Origin of the sequence: Bradyrhizobium sp. HKCCYLS3013 (assembly GCF_051167615.1) — a bacterium.
In the GTDB taxonomy this organism is placed as follows: domain Bacteria; phylum Pseudomonadota; class Alphaproteobacteria; order Rhizobiales; family Xanthobacteraceae; genus Bradyrhizobium.
In genome coordinates this window covers 1-23,790 of sequence record NZ_JBNPTK010000001.1, presented here as the reverse complement: position 1 = coordinate 23,790, position 23,790 = coordinate 1, and the positions used below count along the sequence as shown (strand labels likewise).

The 23,790-nt window shown below is 66.5% G+C and carries 17 protein-coding genes; 8 read left to right on the top strand and 9 right to left on the bottom strand.

Translation table 11 applies throughout. The features are described 5' to 3' along the window. The first annotated feature begins 35 nt into the window (after positions 1-35). Positions 36-746, top strand: coding sequence for a hypothetical protein (locus ACQR1F_RS00085; protein ID WP_316179610.1), 711 nt, complete (start codon positions 36-38; stop codon positions 744-746). On the opposite strand, the gene ACQR1F_RS00080 is transcribed toward ACQR1F_RS00085, so the two are convergent. Continuing rightward, positions 736-1,584 (bottom strand): tetratricopeptide repeat protein, encoded by an 849-nt coding sequence (locus tag ACQR1F_RS00080; protein WP_434912326.1) that lies wholly within the window; start codon positions 1,582-1,584, stop codon positions 736-738. The genes ACQR1F_RS00085 and ACQR1F_RS00080 overlap by 11 nt on opposite strands. Before the next feature lie 81 nt (positions 1,585-1,665). After that, the gene (locus ACQR1F_RS00075; protein ID WP_315801816.1) at positions 1,666-2,613 is read right to left on the bottom strand and encodes an alpha/beta hydrolase; all 948 of its coding nucleotides are present in this window, start codon (positions 2,611-2,613) and stop codon (positions 1,666-1,668) included. Between the two features lie 194 nt (positions 2,614-2,807). Between ACQR1F_RS00075 and ACQR1F_RS00070 the strand changes: the two genes are divergently transcribed. After that, positions 2,808-3,287: an Hsp20 family protein gene (locus ACQR1F_RS00070; RefSeq protein WP_315801815.1), complete on the top strand. Its 480-nt coding sequence runs from the start codon at positions 2,808-2,810 to the stop codon at positions 3,285-3,287. A gap of 163 nt (positions 3,288-3,450) precedes the next feature. Continuing rightward, on the top strand, positions 3,451-4,215 hold the full coding sequence (locus tag ACQR1F_RS00065; protein WP_315801814.1) for an alpha/beta fold hydrolase: 765 nt from the start codon (positions 3,451-3,453) through the stop codon (positions 4,213-4,215). 187 nt (positions 4,216-4,402) lie between these two features. On the opposite strand, the gene ACQR1F_RS00060 is transcribed toward ACQR1F_RS00065, so the two are convergent. Next, positions 4,403-5,392, bottom strand: a complete 990-nt coding sequence (locus ACQR1F_RS00060) for a hypothetical protein (protein ID WP_315801813.1) — start codon at positions 5,390-5,392, stop codon at positions 4,403-4,405. Positions 5,393-5,940: 548 nt separating this feature from the next. Between ACQR1F_RS00060 and gltB the strand changes: the two genes are divergently transcribed. Then, positions 5,941-10,677 carry a glutamate synthase large subunit gene (gene gltB, locus ACQR1F_RS00055; RefSeq protein ID WP_434912325.1) on the top strand — a complete coding sequence of 1,579 codons (4,737 nt, stop codon included), beginning with the start codon at positions 5,941-5,943 and terminating at the stop codon, positions 10,675-10,677. A gap of 275 nt (positions 10,678-10,952) precedes the next feature. Continuing rightward, the gene (locus ACQR1F_RS00050; protein WP_316179620.1) at positions 10,953-12,401 is read left to right on the top strand and encodes a glutamate synthase subunit beta; all 1,449 of its coding nucleotides are present in this window, start codon (positions 10,953-10,955) and stop codon (positions 12,399-12,401) included. 974 nt (positions 12,402-13,375) lie between these two features. On the opposite strand, the gene ACQR1F_RS00045 is transcribed toward ACQR1F_RS00050, so the two are convergent. From ACQR1F_RS00045 to ACQR1F_RS00035, 3 genes are read right to left on the bottom strand one after another with little or no spacing between them, the layout of a single operon-like run. Then, the gene (locus ACQR1F_RS00045) at positions 13,376-14,191 is read right to left on the bottom strand and encodes an arylamine N-acetyltransferase family protein (RefSeq protein ID WP_434912324.1); all 816 of its coding nucleotides are present in this window, start codon (positions 14,189-14,191) and stop codon (positions 13,376-13,378) included. A gap of 15 nt (positions 14,192-14,206) precedes the next feature. Beyond that, positions 14,207-15,022 carry an arylamine N-acetyltransferase family protein gene (locus tag ACQR1F_RS00040; RefSeq protein WP_434912323.1) on the bottom strand — a complete coding sequence of 272 codons (816 nt, stop codon included), beginning with the start codon at positions 15,020-15,022 and terminating at the stop codon, positions 14,207-14,209. A gap of 10 nt (positions 15,023-15,032) precedes the next feature. Beyond that, on the bottom strand, positions 15,033-16,034 hold the full coding sequence (locus ACQR1F_RS00035; protein ID WP_315801808.1) for a KpsF/GutQ family sugar-phosphate isomerase: 1,002 nt from the start codon (positions 16,032-16,034) through the stop codon (positions 15,033-15,035). Between the two features lie 169 nt (positions 16,035-16,203). On the opposite strand from ACQR1F_RS00035, the gene ACQR1F_RS00030 reads away from it, so the two are divergent. Further along, positions 16,204-17,922 carry an outer membrane beta-barrel protein gene (locus tag ACQR1F_RS00030; RefSeq protein WP_434839649.1) on the top strand — a complete coding sequence of 573 codons (1,719 nt, stop codon included), beginning with the start codon at positions 16,204-16,206 and terminating at the stop codon, positions 17,920-17,922. Positions 17,923-18,060: 138 nt separating this feature from the next. Here ACQR1F_RS00030 and ACQR1F_RS00025 read toward each other — a convergent pair whose 3' ends face one another. The 3 genes from ACQR1F_RS00025 to hemH form a co-directional block, all read right to left on the bottom strand. After that, positions 18,061-18,507, bottom strand: coding sequence for an NfeD family protein (locus ACQR1F_RS00025; protein ID WP_316236783.1), 447 nt, complete (start codon positions 18,505-18,507; stop codon positions 18,061-18,063). A 16-nt stretch (positions 18,508-18,523) separates the two neighbouring features. Beyond that, the gene (locus ACQR1F_RS00020) at positions 18,524-19,528 is read right to left on the bottom strand and encodes an SPFH domain-containing protein (protein WP_315801805.1); all 1,005 of its coding nucleotides are present in this window, start codon (positions 19,526-19,528) and stop codon (positions 18,524-18,526) included. 209 nt (positions 19,529-19,737) lie between these two features. Then, on the bottom strand, positions 19,738-20,805 hold the full coding sequence (hemH, locus tag ACQR1F_RS00015) for a ferrochelatase (protein WP_434912322.1): 1,068 nt from the start codon (positions 20,803-20,805) through the stop codon (positions 19,738-19,740). 95 nt (positions 20,806-20,900) lie between these two features. Here hemH and ACQR1F_RS00010 point away from each other — a divergent pair, with 95 nt between their 5' ends. Together ACQR1F_RS00010 and shc are read left to right on the top strand one after the other, a co-directional pair. Then, entirely contained in the window at positions 20,901-21,308 is a 408-nt protein-coding gene (locus ACQR1F_RS00010) for an MAPEG family protein (RefSeq protein ID WP_315801803.1), read from the top strand. Positions 21,309-21,524: 216 nt separating this feature from the next. Next, positions 21,525-23,591 carry a squalene--hopene cyclase gene (shc, locus tag ACQR1F_RS00005; RefSeq protein ID WP_434912321.1) on the top strand — a complete coding sequence of 689 codons (2,067 nt, stop codon included), beginning with the start codon at positions 21,525-21,527 and terminating at the stop codon, positions 23,589-23,591. Positions 23,592-23,790 lie beyond the last annotated feature (199 nt).

The following is a 23,790-nucleotide window of genomic DNA, read 5'->3' as shown; positions in this document are numbered from 1 at the left end:
CATCTGCCGTCGTCCCCAGGAGAACCGCGGCGCCGATGTCCGAGACTGAACCGCTCACGCTGAAATTCCGCTGTCCGAAGGAGCTCGAAGGCCTCATTCCGCAGCCGGTGCCGGCGCCGATGGGCGTTCCCGACTGGGTCAAGACGATGCCGGCCACCGCGTTCAGCGCGCTCAACCAGGCCGAGGAGCAGACCGTCAAGCGCTGCCCGCCCTTCATCGACGCCATGACCACGGGCTTCCTCATTCCGCTGATCTGCGATCTCACGGTCGAGGACGGCGGCATCAGTTGGGACAACGAGCTGCCGCCCGGCGGTGCGATCGATTTTCCGCGCTCGCCGATCAGCTTTCACGACGTCGCCCAGGTCACGGGCTCGCCGCTGTTCGAGGCCGACCGCTTCCTGCTCAAGTTTCACAATCTGTGGACGATCGAGTCGCCGGAGGGCTGGGCATTGCTGTTCACGCATCCCGTCAACCGCTTCGACCTGCCCTTCACCACCTTGACCGGACTGGTCGACAGCGACCGCTTTCACGACTCGTTCGTGCACTTCCCGGCGCACTGGCATGACACGGCGTTCCGTGGCCTGATCCCGAGAGGAACGCCGGTCGCGCAATGCATTCCGGTGAAGCGGCAGGCATGGGCGATGCAGACCTCGGCCTTCACCGAAGAGGAGATCGCCGAGATCCACGAGGTGCGCGATGCGCTGAAGCGCGAGACGGGCGTCTATCGCAAGCGGTTCAGGGCTTAGCTGTCGCAGCGCCGTCGATCTGCAGGAATCTGGCAGCGTCGCTCGGACGGAAGAAGAAACGGCCGTGCGAGGTGACGGCGAGCGTGTAGGCCGCGCGGGTCAGCAGATGCGGCCGGCCGCGCACCGCCGTGCGCAGCGCAGCCTGGGCGCCGTCGCGATCCCCCATCTCGGCCAGACACATCGCGAGATTGGCGCGGGTCTGGGTGTCGTCGGGCCGCAGACCGAGCGCATGGCGGTAGGTGCCTGCGGCCTCGGCATAGTCGCCGTCGAGGAACTGCACCCAGGCGAGCTCGATCAGGATGTCGGGCCGTCCCGGCGCGGCCTCGCGCGCCGCCAGCAGGTGCGTGCGGGCACGAACGCGGTCATTGGCCTGAAGAGAGAGGCGTCCGAGATCGAGCTGGAGGTCGACGCTGCCGGGTGACAGCGTCAGCGCCTCCTCGATCACGGCGATGGCTTCACCGAGCTGCCCCGACTTGGCAAGCCGCCCCGCCAGCTCCTGGAACGCCGGCAGAAACGGCGGCCGCCGCGCCGCGGTCTTGCGCAGCTGCGCGATGCCGTCGGCGGCGCGTCTGGACTCGCACAAGGCGGCGCCGAGCAGCGTCTCGAGTTCCGGATCGCTGCCGCGGAGCGCAGCCTTCTCCAGCGGCGCAATCGCCTCGCTCGCGCGGTGCTGGCCGAGCAGCGCATGGGCATGAACGAGCAGCGCCGCGCGATCGGTCCTGGCCGTGCGCAGGATCGAGGCGGCGATCTGCTCGGCGCGCGCGAACTGCCGCGAACGGAGCGCGTGGACCGCTTCCTGCAGCGCCTGCGCCTGCTGATTTTTCCGCCGTTCACTCACGTCTGCCGCCAAGCTCCGAGGAGGACGTCGGGCCTAGCTAGCCCGCCCGCCCAGGGGTGTCCAGCAAACGGGCGCGACGGCTCAGCCGAACAGCGGGGTGCCCGGCACGAAGGCATCGAACGCGGCCCAGAACTGCGAGCGGTAGCGGTCCTGCTCCTGCAGGATCTCGTGCTTGGCGCCGGCGATCACGAGATGCGAGCCGGCGCGCAGATGATAGGCGAACTCCTCGATCGCAGCCGTCGACACCACGGTGTCGCTGGACGCGGCCAGCATCAGGATCGGCTGGCGGATCTGCGACGGATAGCTCATGCCGCGGAAGGTCATCATCGCGGAGAACGCGGCGTCGGCCCAGGCGACCGTGGGCGAGGCGATGCCGAGCGTCGGATCTTCCTCGAGGATCGCGGCGTTGCGGGCATAGCGGACCGGATCGGAGGTCAGCGGATTGTTGACGAATGGCGCCAGTCCGCTGATCTCGTCGTTGCCGCCCGGCACGTAGCGGCCGCCCTGCCCGGCGATGCGCATTGCCCGCAGCAACAGCCGCGCCGGCAGCGCTGTGCGGCTGCCCGGAAGGTCGATCATCGGCGCCGACAGCACGATGCGATCGAACCAGCGCTTGCCGGCATGCGCGAGCCGCAGCAGCACCGTGCCGCCCATCGAATGCGCCAGCGCGAAATAAGGCGGCGGACAGTCCGGCAGCACGACTTGCGTGACGAAGGTCTCCACGTCGGTCTCGTAGTCGGAGAACGAGCGCACATAGCCCTTGCGGGAATCGCGCAGGCGCCGCGACGAATGGCCCTGGCCGCGCCAGTCGATGATGGCGACCGCAAAGCCGCGATCGCGCAGATCGCGCACCGTCTCGAAATACTTCTCGATCATCTCGCTGCGGCCGGTGAACACGCACACCGTGCCCTTGCGCCCGGCCGGCGGCGCCCAGCGCGCAAAGCGCAGCTCGGCGCCATCAGGGGTCTTGATGGTGCCGGCAGTGACGTTTTCGGGAACGGGATTGGCGGGAATCGAGACGAGCGTCATGAGGCACCCATCGAATAGGTGAAAGGCAGCGGGAATCAAGGGGTGGAACGGCAAAAAGAGCAGGTCCCGAACGCCCTTGAACGTCGAAACGCCTGCCCTACATCGAGATCGTGCAGGCCTCTGATGGCTGCACGACGGCCCGGCCCGATGGCGGGCGGGTTTGCCCAATAGTCGCTCAATGGAGGACTTTGACCATGCGTACCTACGACCTCACCCCCTTCTATCGTTCCACCGTCGGTTTCGACCGTCTGTTCTCGATGCTCGATCAGGCCACCGCCGAGCCCACCCCCGGCTATCCGCCCTACAATATCGAGCGCACCGGTGAGAACGCCTACCGCATCACCGTCGCCGTCTCCGGCTTTGGCAAGGATGAGCTCTCCCTCGTCGCGAAGGAAAACACGCTGACGATCAAGGGCGAGAAGGCCGCCAATGAGAACGGCAAGAAGGCTGAGGTGCTGTATCGCGGCATCGCCGCCCGGGCGTTCGAGCGCTCGTTCCAGCTCGCCGACCACGTGGTGGTGAAGAACGCCAGCCTCGAAAACGGCCTGCTCCACGTCGACCTCGTACGCGAGATTCCGGAAGCGAAGAAGCCCCGCTCGATTCCGATCTCGACCGGCGCGCAAGGCTCCGAGCAGCCGGTGATCGAGGGATCGGCCGAGAAGGCCGCCGCTTAACCGGCACTCAGACTTGAGAATGCGAACGCCCCGGGCAGCCGGGGCGTTTTTTTGTGCGTTGCTGCAGTGCAGTCAAACGATCGTGACGGGCGGTAACGCCTGCACCCGGCCAGCGAAGACGCCAGTGATGACCTCACTCACCCGAGCCACTGGAGCCTCAACGATGAACGTCGTTTGCACCCTCACTTTCGTCGCCGCCCTGACGGCATTGGCCGGCCCTGCTCTGGCGCAGCCCGCGCCGCCGCCCAAGGTCCACAACGTCGTGCTGGTGCACGGCGCCTGGGCCGACGGCTCGAGCTGGGCCAAGGTCATCCCCTATCTGCAGGCGGCCGACCTCAAGGTCACGGCCGTGCAGAACCCGCTGACCTCGCTGGCGGACTCCGCGGCCGCCACCCGCCGCGCCCTGGCCGAGCAGGATGGGCCAGCCGTGCTGGTCGGCCATTCCTGGGGCGGCACGGTCGTGAGCGAGGTCGGCACCGATCCGAAGGTCAGCGCGCTGGTCTATGTCGCCGCCCGCGCCCCCGATGCGGGCGAGGATTTCGTCAAGCTCGCCGGGCAATATCCGACACCGCCGGCACGCGCCGGCATCGTCGACCATGACGGCGAGACCAAGCTCAACGAGGACGCCTTCCTGAAGGACTTCGCCAATGGTGTCGATGCGACGACGGCGAAGGAGCTCTATGCGGTGCAGTGGCCGACCGCGGCGACGATCTTCGGCAACCGCACCACCCAGGCGGCGTGGCACGACAAGCCGTCATTCTATGCAGTGTCGAAGCAGGACAAGACCATCGATCCGGATTTCGAGCGCTTCCTGGCCCACCGCATGAAGGCAACCACGATCGAGCTCGACGCCGGACACCTGTCGCTGGTGTCGCATCCGAAGGAGATCGCTGATCTGATCCTGAAGGCCGCCGGTCAGCACGAGTAGTGCGACCGATGGTGCTGGGGTCTCATCGGCTGCTCCAAACGACCTGTCATGCCCGCGAAAGCGGGCATCCAGTCCGCGGCGGCGGTCGTGAATGACCGAGATGCCGGTGTTGACTGGATCGCCCGGTCGAGCCGGGCGATGACGGCGTTGGGGGTGGCAAGCGGCCGGGCAGACCGTCTGACTGCCTCTATTCCAACCCCTGTACAGCCGGCATCTTTGCCGTCGGCAGGATCTGGGGCACCGGCTTCGCCGCGGGCGCCGCGACGGAGCCAGTCGTCTGCGGCGTGGCCGTAGCCGCGGCCGATTGCACGGGCTTCGGCTCAGAGGGTTTTGCGTCTGAAGCCTTGGCCTCTGAAGCCTTGGCGTCTGAAGGCTTCGCGTCAGAGGTGTTGGCGTCAGAGGTGTTGGCGTCCGAAGCCTTGGCCTCGGCCGGCTTGATGTCCGCGGGCTTGGGCGGAAGGGCCTTGGGTGCGTCCGCCGGCTTCGGATTGAGCGCTGCGGTCTGCGGTGCCGGTGCACTCGGCCGCGCGGCAGGCGTCGGCACCTTCGGCTGGATCGGCGCCGCGGTGGCAACGCGCGGCGCAGCCGGCATCGGCGGCACTAGGCGCGGATCGGCCCGGATCACGCTCGGCGGCGGCAGGCGGTCGAGGCCACCGCGCGGGGCGGGCTCATAGCGCATCCGCTCGTACTCCTCGCCCCATTGGAACGCCGGCACGAAGCGGATGATGCGGCCGGAGCGGGCATCGACGACGAGCTTGCCGTCCTCGCCCTGGCGATCGAGCACCGCCACGATCCAGACATTGCCGCGCTGGCGCGGCGCGCCGAGCGGCGAGAAACCGTTGTCGCGCAGAATGGCATAGACCTCATGCACCGGCAGGAACGCGGGCGCATAGCCATAGTCCTGCTGATAGCCCTCTCTGTAATTGTCCTGACGGTAGACCGGCGCCGGCGGCACATAGCGCTCGTCGCGGTAGCCGTAGTCAGGGCCCGGCCGGTAGCCGTAGCGCGGCGGTGGCGCAGGCACGACGGCCGGCGGCGGCAAGTCCGAATAAGGCGCATCGAAATCGGAGACTGCCGTATACGGCCCGTGGAGGCCGGACGGTGGCAGCGGCTCGGCCTGCGCGGCGGCGAACGTCGCGACCAGCGCGGCTGAGACGACTCCAACTAGCAACTTCATGGTTCAAAGCTCCTGCATGCCCCCGCACGTGAAGCTGTTCGCTTCTTCTCAAGTGCGGCGGAAGTTCTGCCGCGATTCCGGCGGTCCTGGGTCGGCGAAGGGGCGGGATCGGGGCGTTAGGTTTCAAAATCGAGCGCGGCGCGTGATCGCCGGCCCGGCCGGATCGTTCGGTCAGCGGCAGAAACGGAAGATTTGCCGGGGAATGAGCGTGTTGCGGCGCCCGAACTCGAGGACTCCGCAGTGCTTGTGTGATAGGTTAAAGTTTGGCATCTTGCGGTTTAGGACAGAAATGCTGTCTAAAATTTCGTTGCAAAGGTGACCGAGACTTTGCAATGATGTTACGGCGCCTGAGGGCGCTGCGACATGAACAGGCCGCGGTCGTCCAGCGGGGACATGGTCCCCCGGCGGCTGGCCTGAATTCTGCAAATGCGGCTCGCTGAAAAAGGACGAGCGTTGGCTCCGGAGAGGGGCCGCGCAGCGCCCGGGGTGCGCCGGACTGTGTACCGGACTGTGGTGAAGGCCCTGACCAATAACTGATGGGGACGGATATGAGCGGATCGAAGGTCGAGCACGGAATTTTGGGCGGCGCGGTGCTGGCTGTGGATTCGCACGAGAAACCGGCCGAGATCACCCGCGAGCTGCACACCTGGCGTCCGGAGGCCGAAGGTCTGTATGACCCGAGCCAGGAGAAGGATTCCTGCGGCGTCGGCTTCATCGCCAACATCAAGGGCCAGAAGTCGCATCAGATCGTCGCCGACGCGCTGAACATCCTGTGCAACCTCGAGCATCGTGGCGCCGTCGGCGCCGACCCGCGCTTCGGCGACGGCGCCGGCATCCTGGTGCAGATCCCGCACGCCTTCTTCTCGCGCAAGGCGAAGGAGCTCGGCTTCACCTTGCCCGCCCCCGGCGAATACGCCATCGGCGCGCTGTTCATGCCGCGCGACGATTCCTGGCGGAACGTCATCAAGAGCATCATCGCCGACCAGATCGAGGAGGAAGGCCTGGTCCTGCTCGGCTGGCGCGACGTGCCGACCGACAACTCCTCGCTGGGCGTGACGGTCAAGCCGACCGAGCCGCGCAGCATGCAGGTGTTCATCGGCCGCAACGGCGCCGCCAAGACCGAGGACGAGTTCGAGCGCAAGCTCTACATCCTCCGCAAGTCGATCTCGCAGGCGATCTATCAGCGCCGCGACCGCGGCATGTCGGGCTATTACCCGTGCTCGATGTCCTGCCGGACCGTGATCTACAAGGGCATGTTCCTGGCCGACCAGCTCGGCAAGTACTACGCCGACCTGCACGAGCCGGACTTCGAGAGCGCGCTGGCGCTGGTGCATCAGCGCTTCTCGACCAACACCTTCCCGACCTGGTCGCTGGCGCATCCCTACCGGATGATCGCGCACAACGGCGAGATCAACACCCTGCGCGGCAACGTCAACTGGATGGCGGCGCGGCAGGCGTCGGTGTCGTCGGAGCTGTTCGGCAAGGACATCAGCCGGCTCTGGCCGATCTCCTATGAGGGCCAGTCGGACACCGCCTGCTTCGACAACGCGCTCGAGTTCCTGGTGCAGGGCGGCTACTCGCTGCCACACGCGGTCATGATGATGATCCCGGAGGCGTGGGCCGGCAATCCGCTGATGAGCGAGGAGCGCCGCTCGTTCTACGAATATCACGCCGCCCTGATGGAGCCGTGGGACGGCCCGGCCGCGATCGCCTTCACCGACGGCCGCCAGATCGGCGCCACGCTCGACCGCAACGGCCTGCGGCCGGCGCGCTATCTCGTCACCAAGGACGACCGCATCGTGATGGCGTCCGAGATGGGCGTGCTCAAGATTCCGGAGGACCAGATCGTCACCAAGTGGCGGCTGCAGCCTGGCAAGATGCTGCTCGTCGATCTCGAGCAGGGCCGCCTGATCCCGGACGACGAGATCAAGGCGCAGCTCGCCGCCAGCCATCCCTACACCGAGTGGCTCGGCCGCACGCAGATCCAGGTCGAGAAGTTGCCGGATGCGCCGACCACGGGCGCGCGCACCAACCTGCCGCTCTTGGACCGGCAGCAGGCGTTCGGCTACAGCCAGGAAGACATCGCGATCCTGATGACGCCGATGGCCGCCACCGGCGAGGAGGCCACGGGCTCGATGGGCAACGACACGCCGATCTCGGCGCTGTCGGACAAGCCGAAGCTGCTCTTCACCTACTTCAAGCAGAACTTCGCACAGGTCACCAACCCGCCGATCGATCCGATCCGCGAGGAGCTGGTGATGAGCCTGGTCTCGATCATCGGCCCGCGACCTAACCTGTTCGACCTCGAGGGTGTCGCCTCGACCAAGCGGCTCGAGGTGCATCAGCCGATCCTGACCGATGCGGACCTGGAGAAGATCCGCTCGATCTCTGAGGTCTCCGACAGCCACTTCGTCTCACGCACGCTCGACACCACCTTCGATGCGAGCCTGGGCGCGGCCGGCTTCGAGCAGGTGCTCGACGATCTCTGCGGCCGCGCCGAAGCCGCGGTGCGCGAGGGCGTCAACATCATCATCCTGTCCGACCGCATGGTCTCGGCCGACCGGATTCCGATCCCGTCGCTGCTCGCCTGCGCCGCCGTGCATCATCACCTGATCCGCACCGGCCTGCGCACGTCGGTCGGTCTCGTCGTCGAGAGCGGCGAGCCGCGGGAGGTGCATCACTTCGCGTGTCTGGCGGGCTATGGCGCCGAGGCGATCAATCCGTATCTCGCCTTCGAGACCATCATCGCGCTCAAGGACAAGCTGCCGGGCGCGCTGAGCGACTACGAGGTCGTCAAGCGCTACATCAAGTCGATCGGCAAGGGCCTGCTCAAGGTCATGTCGAAGATGGGCATCTCGACCTATCAGTCCTACTGCGGCGCGCAGATCTTCGACGCGGTCGGCCTTCGCGCAGAGTTCGTGCAGAAGTTCTTCGCCGGCACCCACACCCGCATCGAGGGCGTCGGCCTCGCCGAGATCGCCGAGGAGACCACGCGCCGTCACCGCGACGCGTTCGGCGATGCGCTGGTCTACAAGAGCGCGCTCGATGTCGGCGGCGAATATGCCTACCGCACCCGCGGCGAGGACCATGCGTGGACGGCAGAGTCGGTTGCGACCTTGCAGCACGCCGTGCGCGGCAACTCCAGGGAGCGCTACCAGGCGTTCGCCAAGCTGCTCAACGAGCAGTCGGAGCGGCTGCTGACCCTGCGCGGCCTGTTCCGGATCAAGTCGGCCGAGGACGACAAGCGCAAGCCGGTTCCGCTCGACGAGGTCGAGCCGGCGAAGGAGATCGTCAAGCGCTTCGCCACGGGCGCGATGAGCTTCGGCTCGATCTCGCGCGAGGCGCATACGACGCTCGCGATCGCCATGAACCGGATCGGCGGCAAGTCGAACACCGGCGAAGGCGGCGAGGAGGCCGACCGCTTCAAGCCGCTGCCGAACGGCGATTCCATGCGCTCGGCGATCAAGCAGGTCGCCTCGGGCCGGTTCGGCGTGACGACGGAGTACCTCGTCAACTCCGACATGATGCAGATCAAGATGGCGCAGGGTGCCAAGCCCGGCGAAGGCGGTCAGCTGCCCGGCCACAAGGTCGACGCCACCATCGCCAAGGTGCGCCACTCGACGCCCGGCGTCGGCCTGATCTCGCCGCCGCCGCACCACGACATCTACTCGATCGAGGATCTCGCGCAGCTGATCTACGACCTGAAGAACGTCAATCCCGACGGTCAGGTGTCGGTCAAGCTCGTCTCGGAGGTCGGCGTCGGCACGGTTGCGGCCGGCGTCGCCAAGGCGCGCGCCGACCACGTCACGATCGCGGGCTTCGAGGGCGGCACCGGTGCCTCCCCGCTCACCTCGATCAAGCATGCGGGATCGCCGTGGGAGATCGGCCTTGCCGAGACGCATCAGACGCTGGTGCGCGAGCGGCTGCGCAGCCGCATCGTGGTCCAGGTCGACGGCGGTTTCCGCACCGGCCGTGACGTCGTCATCGGCGCACTCCTTGGCGCCGACGAGTTCGGCTTCGCCACCGCGCCGTTGATCGCGGCCGGTTGCATCATGATGCGCAAGTGCCACCTCAACACCTGTCCCGTGGGCGTTGCCACCCAGGACCCGGTGCTGCGCAAGCGCTTCACAGGCCAGCCCGAGCACGTCATCAACTTCTTCTTCTTCGTCGCCGAGGAAGTCCGCGAGATCATGGCCGCTCTGGGCTACCGCTCGTTCAACGAGATGGTCGGCCAGACCCAGATGCTCGACCAGTCCAGGCTGGTGGCGCATTGGAAGGCCAAGGGCCTCGACTTCTCCAAGCTGTTCGTCAAGCAGAAGGCGGAGCCGGGCCAGAAGGTCTATCACGCCGAGAAGCAGGACCATCACCTCGACGCCGTGCTCGACCGCAAGCTGATCGAGCAGGCCAAGCCCGCGCTCGACCGCGGCGCGCCGGTCAAGATCGAGGCCGAGATCAACAACACCGACCGTTCGGCGGGCGCGATGCTCTCCGGCGCGGTGGCGAAGATCTACGGCCATGCCGGCCTGCCGCAGGATACGATCCATGTCAGCCTGAAGGGCACCGCCGGCCAGGCGTTCGGCGCCTGGCTCGCCAACGGCGTCACCTTCGAGCTCGAAGGCGAAGGCAACGACTATGTCGGCAAGGGCCTGTCGGGCGGCCGCATCATCGTCAAGCCGCCGCGCAACTCCGGCATCGTGCCGGAGGAGTCGATCATCGTCGGCAACACCGTGATGTACGGCGCCATCTCCGGCGAGTGCTTCTTCCGCGGCATCGCCGGCGAGCGCTTCGCGGTGCGCAACTCGGGCGCGGTCGCCGTCGTCGAGGGCGCGGGTGATCATTGCTGCGAGTACATGACCGGCGGCATCGTCGTCGTGCTTGGCAAGACCGGGCGCAACTTCGCGGCCGGCATGTCCGGCGGCGTCGCCTATGTGCTCGACGAGGCCGGCGACTTCGACAAGCATTGCAACATGGCGATGGTCGAGCTCGAGCCGGTGCTGTCGGAGGAGATGATCGCGGAAGCCTCCTATCACCAGATGGGCGATCTCGAGGCGCATGGCCGGGTCGACGTGTTCAAGAACCTGCTGGCGTCCGACATCGAGCGCCTGCACATCCTGATCTCGCGTCACGCCAAGGCCACCGGCTCGAAGCGCGCCGCAGACATCCTGGCGAACTGGAAGGACTTTGCGCCGAAGTTCCGCAAGGTCATGCCGGTCGAGTACCGTCGCGCCCTGAAGGAAATGGCGGCCAACGCCGACGCCGAGCCGAAGATCGCGATCGGGGCTTGAGGCACGGCAGTAACCAAGGCGTCATTGCGAGCGCAGCGACTTGTCCGCCGAAGCCCCTAGGGCGTAGGCGGAAGCAATCCAGGGCAAGGAAGACAGTCTGGATTGCTTAGTCGCCTCCGGCTCCTCGCAATGACGAAGTGAATGAGAGACGGCGTCATTCCGGGGCGCGCGGAGCGCGAACCCGGAATCTCGCGCCACAAACTTCGAGATTCCGGGTCCGGCGCTGACGCGCCGTCCCGGAATGACGGAAACGATGACAAGGGACGCCACAGGTCATGGGCAAGGTCACAGGTTTTCTCGAAATCGAGCGGCACGATCGCAAGTACGCGCCGGTTGCCGAGCGTCTGAAGAACTTCAACGAGTTCGTGGTGCCGCTCTCCGAGAAGGAGCTGCGCGACCAGGCGGCGCGCTGCATGAATTGCGGCATCCCCTACTGCCACGGCACGGGCTCGGCCGCGCCGGGCACCACCGGCTGCCCGGTCAACAACCAGATCCCGGACTGGAACGACCTCGTCTACAACGGCAACTGGGAAGAGGCGTCGCGCAACCTGCACTCGACCAACAACTTCCCGGAGTTCACCGGCCGCATCTGCCCTGCCCCGTGCGAGGCGTCGTGCACCTTGAACATCGACGACAACCCGGTGACCATCAAGACGATCGAATGCGCCATCGTCGACAAGGCCTGGGAGAATGGCTGGCTGAAGCCGGAGCCGGCCTCCGTCAAGACCGGCAAGAAGGTCGCGGTCGTCGGCGCGGGTCCGGCCGGTCTCGCAGCCGCGCAGCAGCTGGCGCGCGCCGGACACGAGGTGCATGTCTATGAGAAGCACGCCAAGGCCGGCGGTCTGCTGCGCTACGGCATTCCCGACTTCAAGATGGAGAAGGGTATCATCGACCGCCGCATCGCGCAGATGGAAGGCGAAGGCGTCGTCTTCCACTACGGCGTCAATGTCGGCGGCAAGGATGGCCTCGATGCCAAGACGCTGCTGAAGGATTACGACGCCGTGGCGCTGACCGGCGGCGCGGAAGCCCCGCGCGACCTGCCGATCCCCGGCCGCGATCTCGCCGGCATTCATTACGCGATGGACTTCCTGCCGCAGCAGAACCGCCGCGTCGGCAACGAGCCGGTGAATGCGACCGAGATCCTCGCCGGCGGCAAGCATGTCGTCGTGATCGGCGGCGGCGACACCGGCAGCGACTGCATCGGCACCTCGCTGCGCCAGGGCGCGCTCTCCGTGACCCAGCTCGAGATCATGCCGGCCCCGCCGGAGCGCGAGGACAAGGCGCTGACCTGGCCGAACTGGCCGCTGAAGATGCGGACATCGTCGAGCCAGGCCGAGGGCGCGATGCGCGAGTTCGCGGTGCTGACGCAGAAGTTCGAGGGTGAGAACGGCGCGGTCAAGAAGATGCACTGCGTCCGCGTCGACGCCCAGTTCAAGCCGATCCCGGGCACCGAGTTCGAGCTCGCAGCCGACCTCGTGCTGCTGGCGATGGGCTTCGTGCATCCGGTGCACGAGGGTCTGCTCAAGAGCCTTGGCGTCGACCTCGACCCGCGCGGCAACGTCAAGGCCAACCTGACCGACTACCAGACCTCGCTGCCGAAGGTCTTCTCCGCCGGCGACATGCGGCGCGGCCAGTCGCTGGTGGTCTGGGCGATCCGCGAGGGCCGCCTGTGCGCCCAGGCCGTCGACAAGTTCCTGATGGGCAAGACCGAGCTGCCGCGCTGAGCGCGGAGTGTAGTGGACGTGCTGTAGATCAGCCTTAGCCCGACTGCCCACCCCGACGCCGGTGCGCTCCCCTCCCCCTTGCGGGGAGGGGTCGGGGGTGGGGGTCACCGGGCGCCGAACAGCGTTGGATCCGCCGGCGCTTCAACATGCCCAAGAACATGCCGAAGAACATGCCCAAGGCAGTCACCGCTTTCGTCGCCCTCTTCTTCTGAAGTCAGCTATGAGCTTCCGAGGAGCAAAGCGACGAAGCAATCCAGAGCCGCGCAACCGACTCTGGATTGCTTCGCTGCGCTCGCAATGACGCGGTGAGACTATCGAGCTCAGCATGCGCCCTACTCACGGATAGAGAATTCAGCTCTCATCAGATCGAACGTGACTCGGGGACCCCCACCCCCGATCCCTCCCCGCAAGGGGGAGGGGAGCGCACCGATTGCGTCGCTTGCAGCTCCAATCCAATTTGCAGCATTCATTGCACGGACAACAAAAAAAGGGATGGGGGCTTCCTCGACGAGAGTCTCCGCTCGGCCTGAAGTGGCAGGTCAGGCCGTGGTCTCATGATCGATCGGATGAGCGTCGAAGCGTCAGGGTCGACGTTGCAACCGTGAAGCCCCCACCCGTCCTGGCCGTGAGGCCAGCTCGGATGAGCCGCGGTGCGCGGCTCCGATGTCAGGAAGGATGCGGCCGTGTTCGGTGAGGGCAGCCCTGCTCGGACACACTCGGCAGGATTGATCGCGTCGCGTGCATCACGATGTCAGTCATGCTGGACGATCCCCATTGTTCGACGGCTGGCAGCCGCGAGCCCCTCCGGTTCCCGCAACCTAAGGGTGCGACTCTTAACATAAACACAATGAGAGGGCCGGCATTCCCGTCAAATTCCGCACGACACGCGAAAAAGTTCCGCAGCGACTCGTGCTCGCATGCGCGGCCGCAACGCACGTTCGATCACAGAACATCGCGTGCAACCTGCAACGCGATCAGCTCGACGTCCGCGCCCAGATGTCTTCGACCGGCACCGGGGGCGTCACACGGAAGATGTCGTCGATGAGACGGCCAAGCTCGCCGGCGGTCTCGATGATCCGCTCCTCGATCACCTCGCCATCGCGCGCCTGCCGCTGATAGCGGCGGCTGACCAGCTTGTGCCGCACACGAGGCTCGACACGCTCCATCATCAGCGTATGCGTGGCCGGCACGTTCGGGCTGGTCGAGGTGTACCAGTTGCCGAGCACGTAGTCGGCATGGATCTGCGGCGCGAGGTCGAACGCGTACATCATGCGCCAGCCCGCCGGCTGCTTTGCGCTGACCGTGTAGAGTCCGTCCCACGTGCCGATGCGAAACGTCCCCATCGGCGTCTGCTGCTCGGGCCCGATCTCGAGACGGATGAGCGCATCCATCATGCAGATGCCGAAGCCGACATCGACGAGATGCGGATGGCCGTTGACCTCGACGAGCAGCATCATGTGCTGGCGCGGCCCGAGCGGATCTGATGGCGCCGAGCGCCAGCGCACGCGCCCCGTCAGGCCGTTGACCTTGAATCCGATCGCTTCCAGCGCGGCCTGGAGCAGCACGTTCTGCTCGAAGCAGTAGCCGCCGCGGCGGCCGAGCACGAGCTTCTGCTGCACAGACGGCAGGTCGACATGGACGGAACGGCCCATCAGCGGATCGAGCGCCTCGAACGGCAGCGCGTCGACATGCGCGGCCTGCAGCGCTGCGAGCGTCGCCAGGTCGGGCGCGAGCGGCCCGCGATAGTCGATGCGGGCAAGATAGGAATCCAGCTGAAACTCATCCGCCATCGCAACGCCTTCCCGTCAACCCTCGATGCGCGCCCAGATCACATCGACGGACACCGGAGGTGTCAGCCCGAACACCTCCTCGATGACGCTGCGCAGCGTCTCGGGCGTTTCGATGATCTGCTCGCTCCTCACCTCGCCATCGCGCGCCTCGATGACCAGGCGGCGATTGACCAGCTTGTAGCGCGCCTCGCGGGTCAACCGCTCCAGGATCAGCATCGAGGTGAACGGCGTCAACGGGCTGGTCGAGGTAAACCAGTTGCCGAGCACGTAGTCGGCATGAATCTGCGGCGCGAGGTCGAAGACGTACATCGTGCGCCAGCCGGCCGGCTGCCTCGCCGCGAGCCAATACAGCCCATCGGAGAGCGTCAGACGGAACGTCCCCATCGCGGTCGGCTGCTCGATGTCGGCAACCATCTGCAGCGGCGTATCGAGCAGGCAGGAGCCGAAACCGACATCGGCGATGTACGGCCCCTCCGGCAGGTCGACCTTCAGCATCATGTGCGTGCGCGGCGTCAGTGGCGCGTCGGCATCGAGCCGCCAGCGCACCCGCGCCGAGAGCGGCGTCACCGCAAAGCCGATCGCCTCGAGCGCGGCCTTGAACAGCGCGTTCTGCTCGAAGCAATAGCCGCCCCGACGGCCGTCGACGATCTTGGCCTGCACCGAGACGAGATCGATGTTCACGGGCCGGCCGAGCAGCGGATCGATGCCTTCGAAAGCGATGGCATCGACATGGGCGGCCTGCAATCCGGCGAGCGTCTGGAACGTCGGCGTCAGCGGGCCGCGATAGCCGATGCGGGCGAGATATCTGTCGAGATCGAAACGGTCGGTCATGGTGGGAAGGTCACGCCACCCCTGCCCGCAACAGATCGTGCATGTGCAGGATGCCGACCGGCTTGGCGCCGTCGGTCACGATCAGGGTCGTGATCTTGGCGGAGTTCAGGATCTCCAGCGCCTCGGAGGCCAGCGCCTCGCGGCGCACGGTGCGCGGGTTCGCGGTCATGATCTCGTCGACCGAGACGGACAGCAGGTCGGCACGCATCTTCCGGCGGAGGTCGCCGTCGGTGATGATGCCGGCGACATGGCCACGGCCATCGACGATGATGACGCAGCCCAGACCCTTGGCCGACATCTCGGCAAGCGCATCGGCCATGCCGGTGCCGAGCGGCTTCAGCGGCACCGCGTCGCCCGAGCGCATCAGATCGGAGATATGTTTGAGCATGGCGCCGAGCTTGCCGCCCGGATGGAAATTGGCGAATTCGAGCGCGGTGAAGCCGCGGCCTTCGAGCAGCGCGATCGCGAGCGCATCGCCGATCGCGGCCTGCATCAGGGTCGAGGTGGTCGGCGCCAGATTGTGCGGACAGGCCTCGCGCGCCTTCGGCAGCTCCAGCACGATGCGCGCCGCCTCCCCCAGCGACGATTGCGCATTGGAGGTGACCGCGATCAGCGGGATGGCGAAGCGCTTGGTATAGTTGACCAGCGTCTTCATCTCCGGCTGCTCGCCGGACCACGACAGCGCGATGACGACGTCGTCCGAGGTGATCATGCCGAGATCGCCATGGCCGGCCTCGGCGGAATGGACGAAGAAGGCGGGCGTGCCGGTCGAGGCGAGGGTTGCGGCCATCTTGCGGGCGACGTGGCCGGACTTACCGAGGCCGGTGAGGATCGCCCGGCCCTTGGCTTGGCGGATCAGCTCGACGGCAGCGGCGAAGGCTGCTCCCAAGGGCCCGGATAGCGCCGCGGAGATCGCGGCAATGCCGTTGCTGCCGGCGTCGAGCGTGCGCAGTGCCGACTGGATATCTGCGTTGGCGGGAGCGGTGTCGGGCAACGGCTTCGATCTCGGCATGCGGACTTCCAGGGCTGAACAGTCAGGCGCCGCTCTTTAGCATGGGTAAGGCAGCAAGGCGCCATCAACAGCCCATTAACCATATTTGTTTTTACTCCCTTAACGACGCGGTTTGCCGGCGGCGCGGGCGTCCCGACGACGCAATTGATTTTGTTGGAGTATTTTCATCGTGGGGTGGAGGCCTGACAGCGGCCGCGCGAGGCGCGCGCGAAGGCGCGCGGTGTGGCGCGGCGCGTCCGCCGCATGCCTGCTGCTCGCCGCGCTCGGCCCCGAGGCCGCCCGCTCCCAGACCATCGACGTGTTCCGGCCGGTGCGCGACGGCTTCCTGGCTCCGCAGGACTCCCCGTTGCGGCGGACCGTGGTCAGCGGCCTGACCGATGCCGTCCCGACGCCAGGGCTGCCCGCGACGCCTGCGCCGGCCAGCTCGGCCGCACGACGAAATCTGGTCCCCCTGCCCGGTGTGCCCGCGGCCAGCGGCGCATCCGATGTCGGCTATGATTCGCTGAATCGCACCCGCAAGAAGCCGAAATACTATCCCGCCCAGGCGCGGCCCAAGCCGGCGCCGGGCCCCGGCACACCGCCGTCCGGCGAGCTCACCGGCCAGTTGCGCCCGACCTTGCCGCCCTCGGCCTCCGCCAACCGGCAACCGCTGCCGCCCGCGATGGCGGGCACCGTCCCGGGCCAGCCGCCGCGCAAGCGCCTCAGAATCGACGATGACCCATTCGGCGCGGTCGGCGACTACGCCGGGCCGTTCCTGATCAAGGGCGCGGTGGAGCTCTCCGCCGGCTATGACAGCAACCCGGCCCGCCTCGCCAGGCCGCGCGGCATGCCGGCCTGGGTGATCGCGCCGGAATTCCTGGCGGTGTCGAACTGGGAGCGTCACGCCCTCGTCGCCGACCTCAGGGGATCCTTCACCGGCTATGGCAGCACCCTGCCGGCCATCATGGACGGCGGCATCAATTCGGCGCCGACCACGCTCGACCGCCCCGACTTCACCGGCCATGTCGACGGCCGCCTCGATATCACGCGCGACACCTCGATCGGCGCCCAGCTCCGCCTGCGCGCGGCGACCGACAATCCCGGCAGCCCCAGCGTGCAGGCCGGATTGTCGCGCTATCCGGTCTACACCACGCTCGGCACCACCTTAGGCATCGACCAGCGCTTCAACCGGCTGCAGGTCTCGGCCGGCGCCACCACCGATCGCACCAGCTATCAGCAGAGCAAGCTGACCGACGGCACGATGACGTCGAACGATGACCGCAACTACAACCAGTTCGGCGGCATCGGCCGGGTGTCCTATGAGGTCATGCCCGGCCTGAAGCCCTTCACGGAAATCCAGGGCGACAGCCGCGTGCACGACGAGAAGATCGATCGGTCCGGCTATCAGCGCGATTCCTCCGGCGGCTACGCCAAGGCCGGCACCTCGTTCGAGTTCACCCGGCTGCTGACCGGCGAGGTCTCGCTCGGCTATGCCACGCGCAGCTATGTCGACCCGCGGCTGAACCGGCTGCAGGGCTTCCTGACCACGGCCTCGCTGGTGTGGTCGGCGACGCCGCTGACCACCGCGCGCTTTCTCTCCGACACGCAGCTCGCGGAGACCACGGTGGCCGGCGCCTCCGGCGTGCTGGTGCGCACCTACACGGTGCAGGTCGATCACGATTTCCGCCGCTGGCTGACCGGCATCGGCAAGTTCAGCTTCGGCACGCTCGACTATCAGGGCTACGGCCGCAGCGACCGCACGTATTCGGCCGAAGGCAACCTCGTCTACAAGATGTCGCGCAACGTCTGGGTCAAGGGCACGCTGCGCTATGACAAGCTGGACTCCAACATTGCCGGTGCCGGTTCGTCGGGCACGGTGGTGATGCTGGGCGTGCGGCTGCAAAACTGATCCCCGCTCTCTCCCCGTCATTGCGAGGAGCAAAGCGACGACGCAATCCAGGGCTATGGAAACGACTCTGGATTGCTTCGCTGCGCTCGCAATGACGTGGTGAGAGCGTTGCTTCAATCAGGCGACATCACCCGGAGCTTACGCCGCCGTCACCGTCAGATGTGCGCCGTCCGCCTGCACGATGCGCACGCGGCTGCCGGCGGGCGTGTCCGGGCCGGCGACGCGCCACACCGTGTCGTCGATGCGCACGGTGCCGTTGCCGCCGACGATCGGCTTCTCCAGGGTGAACTCGCGGCCGACCAGCGCGGCCGAGCGGCGGTTGAGGAACGGATTGTCCTGCGATGGCGCCGCGTTGGCGCGCGCCAGCCGCCGCCACAGCGGCACGGCCGCGATCGCGAACAGCGCGAACAGCAGGATCTGCAGTTGCCATCCCGGCGCGACGACGAACGAGATCAGGCCGACCAGCAGCGCCGCGAGGCCTAGCCAGAACAGGAAGATGCCGGGCGCCAGCAGCTCCAGCGCCATCAGCAGGACGCCGAAGATCAGCCAGTTCCAGGTGCCGAGCGTGACGAACATGTCGCTCATGATCGCCTCCTTCGCTCTACGTCCGCGGCGGCACGGGCGGCGCCGGCGGCGTCCCCGCCGACGGCACCGAACCGCCGCGGCGCGCGGCGGCCACGGCCGAAGCCGCGCTCTCACCGAACGTCGCCTTGGCGATCTCGCCGATGCCGGCGAGCGAGGCCAGCATGCCCGTCGCCTCCAGCGGCAGCATGATCACCTTCTGGTTCGGTGAATCGGCGAGCTGGCCGAATGCCTTGATGTATTTGTCCGCGATGAAGTAGTTGAGCGCGGCGACATCGCCCTTGCCGATCGCGTCCGACACCATCTGCGTCGCCTTGGCCTCGGCTTCGGCCGCGCGCTCGCGCGCCTGGGCATCGAGAAAGGCCGATTCGCGGCGGCCCTCCGCCTGCAGGATCTGGCTCTGCTTCGCACCTTCCGCGCGCAGAATCTCCGACTGGCGCTGGCCCTCGGCCTGCAGGATGTCGGCGCGCTTGACGCGCTCGGCCTTCATCTGACGGCCCATCGCCTCGACCAGATCGGCCGGCGGCACGATGTCCTTGATCTCGATCCGGTTCACCTTGAGGCCCCACGGCGACACCGCGGCGTCGACGACCCGCAGCAGCCGCTCGTTGATCTCGTCGCGATGCGACAGCACCTGGTCGAGATCCATCGCGCCCATCACCGAGCGGATGTTGGTCATGGTCAGCGTGACGATCGCCTGGTTGAGGTTCGACACCTCGTAGCTCGCCTTGGCGGCGTCGAACACCTGGTAGAAGGCGACGCCGTCGACCGTCACGGTGGCGTTGTCCTTGGTGATGACCTCCTGCTCGGGGATGTCGATCACCTGCTCCATCATGTTGATCTTGCGCCCGATGCGATCGAAGAAGGGCACGATGATGTTGAGGCCCGGCGACAAGGTGCGGGTGTATTTGCCGAACCGCTCGACGGTCCAGTCGAACCCCTGTGGCACGGTCTTCACGCCGGAATACAACGTGAAGATGACCAGCAGCACCAGCGCTATGGCGAAAATGTCGAAACCGCTCATGGATCCTCCAAGGGAGGAGACGGTCGTCCCCTCACCAGCCTCTGCAGCCATCACAATCTAGGGATTGCTGCATGATTTTGTCGGGGATTCGTTAGGCGCGGTTCAGGAAAGTATTTTCGAAGGTTGCAGCGGCATTAACCTTGCGCCGCCGCACGGCTCACCTAGCCGAAGGCAGAGAAGCGCCGGCGGGCCGGCTCAGAGCCAGCCCGTTACAGCCAACCCTGCAGCTCGCGCAGCACCAGCTGCCGCAGCACCTCCATGCCCGGGGCACTGTCGTTCAGGCACGGCACGGCGGAGAATTCCTCGCCGCCATTGTGCTTGAAGATCTCGCAGTTCTCGCCGGAGATCTCCTCCAGCGTCTCCAGGCAGTCGGCGGCGAAGCCGGGCATCACCACGGCGATGCGCTTGACGCCGTCCTTGGCGAGCTTCTCGATGGTCTTGTCGGTGTAGGGCTGCAGCCACTCCGAGAAGCCGAAGCGCGACTGGAACGTCAGCAGCAGCTTGGTGTCGTCCATGCCGAGCCGCTTGCGCAGCAGCTCGGTGGTGGCGACGCACTGCTCACGATAGGGGTCGCCCTTGTCGACATATTCCTTCGGCATGCCGTGGAACGAGGCCACGATCAGCTCGGGCGTGTACGGCAGCGTCTTGAGATGGTCCTCGATCGAGACCGCCAGCGCCTCGATGTAGAAATCGTCGTTGTAATAGGGCGGCGTCACCCGGATGGTCGGCTGCGCCCGCAGCTCGGTCAGGACGCGGAACGCCTCGTCGCACACGGTGGCCGAGGTCGCGGCCGAATATTGCGGATACAACGGCACGACCAGGATGCGGTCACAGCCTTTGGCCATCAGGCCATCGACACCGGCCTTGATCGACGGATTGCCGTAGCGCATCGCCCAGTCGACGAGGACGTGGCTGCGGTCGGCGATCGCAGCGGCCAGCTTCTCACTCTGCGCGCGGGTGATCGTCTTCAGCGGCGATTCGTTCTTCTCGGTGTTCCAGATCGACTGGTAGTCCTTGGCCTTCTTGCGCGGCCGGACGTTGAGGATGATCCCGTTGAGGATGATCTTCCACAGCAGGCCCTGGTCCTCGATGACGCGACGGTCGGACAGGAACTCTTTCAGATACACCCGCACGCCAGCGGCGTCGGCCGTATCGGGCGTCCCGAGATTGACCAGCAGCACGCCGACGCGTGACGTGCTCGCGGCCGGCAACGGTTTGGCATCAAGAGCCTTGGCATCGACAGGCCTGGCATTGTCGAGGGAGATGGCGGCGGTCATGATGCCTGTGACTGGTGAAGGGCGTGGCTTGGCGGCTTGTTTCGACATTGTCAAGATAAGGGCCATTTCACCGATGTCATCGGGCTGGAGGAGCCATGACGATTGCAGAATGGTGCATTTTCGCCAGCGTAATGCTCTACCTTTTAACGATCGTGCCGGCGAAATGGATCAAGGTCGACGGCGCCGGGCGCTATGACAACGCCCGGCCGCGAGATCCCGCCTTCTACGCCGGCGGCATCCGCGAGCGGGCGCTGGGCGCCCACCAGAACGGCATCGAGGCGTTCCCGTTCTTTGCGGCGGCGGTACTGCTGGCCGAGTTCCGCGGCGCGCCGCAGAACCTGATCAACGAGCTGTCGGTGCTGTTCCTGATCGTGCGCATCGCCTACGTCCTGACCTACGTCGGCGACCGGCCGTCGCTGCGCTCGATCCTGTGGGCGATCGGCTTCCTGATCACGGTCGCGATCTTCTTCCTGCCTTTGCTGCGCAATTACCTGCCGGTTTGAGCGGAAGCCGCGGCCCCCGCGCGTGAGCGGTGTCACATCCCTGTCCCCGCCGAGGTGCTAACCACGAGCGCTGAAGACCTCGGTCCGTACGCTTTTCGTTTCCGCTTTGATCCAGCCTGCTACGGCCAGTTGATTGGATTTGACGGCGAAATTCCCTATAGGGCGGGGTGAATTCGACGGCTGCAGCGGCGCTATCGGGCCGCCAGAGGGATGATGATGACTTTGACCAGCTCGGCTTCCGCGCGCGCGCCGCGCGACCCGGGAAATTACCAGACCGCCCTGCAATCGACGGTGCGGGCGGCTTCGGACTGGCTGATCGCCAACCAGAAGCCGGACGGCCACTGGGTCGGCCGCGCCGAATCCAACGCCTGCATGGAAGCGCAATGGTGCCTGGCGCTGTGGTTCATGGGGCTCGAGGACCATCCGCTGCGCAAGCGCCTGGGCCAGTCGCTGCTCGACAGCCAGCGCCCGGACGGCGCCTGGCAGGTTTATTTCGGCGCGCCCAATGGCGACATCAACGCGACCGTCGAGGCCTATGCCGCGCTGCGCTCGCTCGGCTTCCGCGACGATGAGCCGCCGGTGCGCCGCGCCCGCGAATGGATCGAGGCCAAGGGCGGCTTGCGCAACATCCGCGTGTTCACGCGCTACTGGCTGGCGCTGATCGGCGAATGGCCGTGGGAGAAGACGCCGAACATCCCGCCCGAAGTGATCTGGTTTCCGCTCTGGTTTCCGTTCTCGATCTACAATTTCGCGCAATGGGCACGCGCCACCCTGATGCCGATCGCCGTGCTGTCGGCGCGGCGCCCGAGCCGGCCGCTGCCGCCCGAGAACCGGCTCGACGCGCTGTTTCCGCATGGACGCAACGCGTTCGACTACAACCTGCCGGTCAAGGCCAACGCCGGCGGCTGGGACAAGTTCTTCCGCGGCGCCGACAAGGTGCTGCATGCCCTGCAGAACTTCGGCAACAAGCTCAATCTCGGCCTGTTTCGCCCGGCGGCGACCAGCCGCGTGCTGGAATGGATGATCCGCCATCAGGATTTCGACGGCGCCTGGGGCGGTATCCAGCCGCCCTGGATCTACGGCCTGATGGCGCTCTATGCCGAGGGCTATCCGCTCAATCACCCCGTTCTCGCCAAGGGCCTCGATGCCCTGAACGATCCCGGCTGGCGGGTCGATGTTGGCGACGCCACCTACATCCAGGCGACCAACAGCCCGGTGTGGGACACGATCCTCACTTTGCTCGCCTTCGACGACGCCGGCGTGCTCGGCGATTATCCGGAAGCCGTCGACAAGGCGGTGAACTGGGTGCTGGAGCGCCAGGTGCGGGTGCCCGGCGACTGGTCGATGAAGCTGCCGCACGTCAAGCCCGGCGGCTGGGCGTTCGAATACGCCAACAACTACTATCCCGACACCGACGACACTGCCGTCGCGCTGATCGCGCTGGCGCCGCTGCGCCATGATCCCAAGTGGAAGGCGAAAGGCATCGACGAGGCCATCCAGCTCGGCGTCGACTGGCTGATCGGCATGCAGAGCCACGGCGGCGGCTGGGGCGCGTTCGACAAGGACAACAACCAGCAGATCCTGACCAAAATTCCGTTCTGCGACTACGGCGAGGCGCTCGATCCGCCGTCGGTCGACGTCACCGCCCACATCGTCGAGGCGTTCGGCAAGCTCGGCATCTCGCGCAACCATCCCGCCATGGTGCGCGCGCTGGACTACATCCGAAGGGAGCAGGAGCCGAGCGGTCCATGGTTCGGCCGCTGGGGCGTCAACTACGTCTACGGCACCGGCGCCGTGCTGCCGGCGCTGGCCGCGATCGGCGAGGACATGACGCAACCCTATATCGGCCGCGCCTGCGACTGGCTCGTCGCCCATCAGCAGCCGGACGGCGGCTGGGGCGAGAGCTGCGCGTCCTACATGGATGTCAGCGCGGTCGGGCGCGGCACCACCACCGCGTCGCAGACCGCCTGGGCGCTGATGGCACTGCTCGCCGCCAACCGTCCACAGGACAAGGACGCCATCGAGCGCGGCTGCCTGTGGCTGGTCGAACGCCAGTCCGCCGGCACCTGGGACGAGCCGGAATTCACCGGCACCGGCTTCCCCGGCTACGGCGTCGGCCAGACCATCAAGCTGAACGATCCCTCGTTGCAGGAACGGCTGATGCAGGGCCCCGAGCTGTCCCGCGCCTTCATGCTCCGCTACGGCATGTACCGCCACTACTTCCCGCTGATGGCGCTCGGCCGCGCGCTGCGGCCGCAGGCGCATGGGTCAGTGGAGCGGTGACGCAGCGGGCGAGCAACTAATAACTATAGCCTCCGCACGGTGCCCACGAATGCGCCCTCGCCCCTTGTGGGAGAGGGCATGTAGGACAGCGCGGCAAGCTCGGTTGGGTGAGGGGTCTCTCTCATTGGCGCTAACTTACCATTTTGCTGCCGGAAATGGATGATTCCTCGGTCGAGTGACTGACGAATCGCTTTCGAAC

Excerpts from the sequence above, each read along its gene's own strand:
- hemH (WP_434912322.1), bottom strand. The coding sequence starts at position 20,805 with ATGACCGCCGCCATCTCCCTCGACAATGCCAGGCCTGTCGATGCCAAG.
- ACQR1F_RS00045 (WP_434912324.1), bottom strand. The coding sequence starts at position 14,191 with ATGGCGGATGAGTTTCAGCTGGATTCCTATCTTGCCCGCATCGACTAT.
- ACQR1F_RS00070 (WP_315801815.1), top strand. The coding sequence starts at position 2,808 with ATGCGTACCTACGACCTCACCCCCTTCTATCGTTCCACCGTCGGTTTC.
- ACQR1F_RS00060 (WP_315801813.1), bottom strand. The coding sequence starts at position 5,392 with ATGAAGTTGCTAGTTGGAGTCGTCTCAGCCGCGCTGGTCGCGACGTTC.
- ACQR1F_RS00020 (WP_315801805.1), bottom strand. The coding sequence starts at position 19,528 with ATGAGCGGTTTCGACATTTTCGCCATAGCGCTGGTGCTGCTGGTCATC.
- ACQR1F_RS00035 (WP_315801808.1), bottom strand. The coding sequence starts at position 16,034 with ATGCCGAGATCGAAGCCGTTGCCCGACACCGCTCCCGCCAACGCAGAT.
- ACQR1F_RS00085 (WP_316179610.1), top strand. The coding sequence starts at position 36 with ATGTCCGAGACTGAACCGCTCACGCTGAAATTCCGCTGTCCGAAGGAG.
- gltB (WP_434912325.1), top strand. The coding sequence starts at position 5,941 with ATGAGCGGATCGAAGGTCGAGCACGGAATTTTGGGCGGCGCGGTGCTG.
- ACQR1F_RS00050 (WP_316179620.1), top strand. The coding sequence starts at position 10,953 with ATGGGCAAGGTCACAGGTTTTCTCGAAATCGAGCGGCACGATCGCAAG.
- ACQR1F_RS00025 (WP_316236783.1), bottom strand. The coding sequence starts at position 18,507 with ATGAGCGACATGTTCGTCACGCTCGGCACCTGGAACTGGCTGATCTTC.
- shc (WP_434912321.1), top strand. The coding sequence starts at position 21,525 with ATGACTTTGACCAGCTCGGCTTCCGCGCGCGCGCCGCGCGACCCGGGA.
- ACQR1F_RS00040 (WP_434912323.1), bottom strand. The coding sequence starts at position 15,022 with ATGACCGACCGTTTCGATCTCGACAGATATCTCGCCCGCATCGGCTAT.
- ACQR1F_RS00065 (WP_315801814.1), top strand. The coding sequence starts at position 3,451 with ATGAACGTCGTTTGCACCCTCACTTTCGTCGCCGCCCTGACGGCATTG.
- ACQR1F_RS00075 (WP_315801816.1), bottom strand. The coding sequence starts at position 2,613 with ATGACGCTCGTCTCGATTCCCGCCAATCCCGTTCCCGAAAACGTCACT.
- ACQR1F_RS00010 (WP_315801803.1), top strand. The coding sequence starts at position 20,901 with ATGACGATTGCAGAATGGTGCATTTTCGCCAGCGTAATGCTCTACCTT.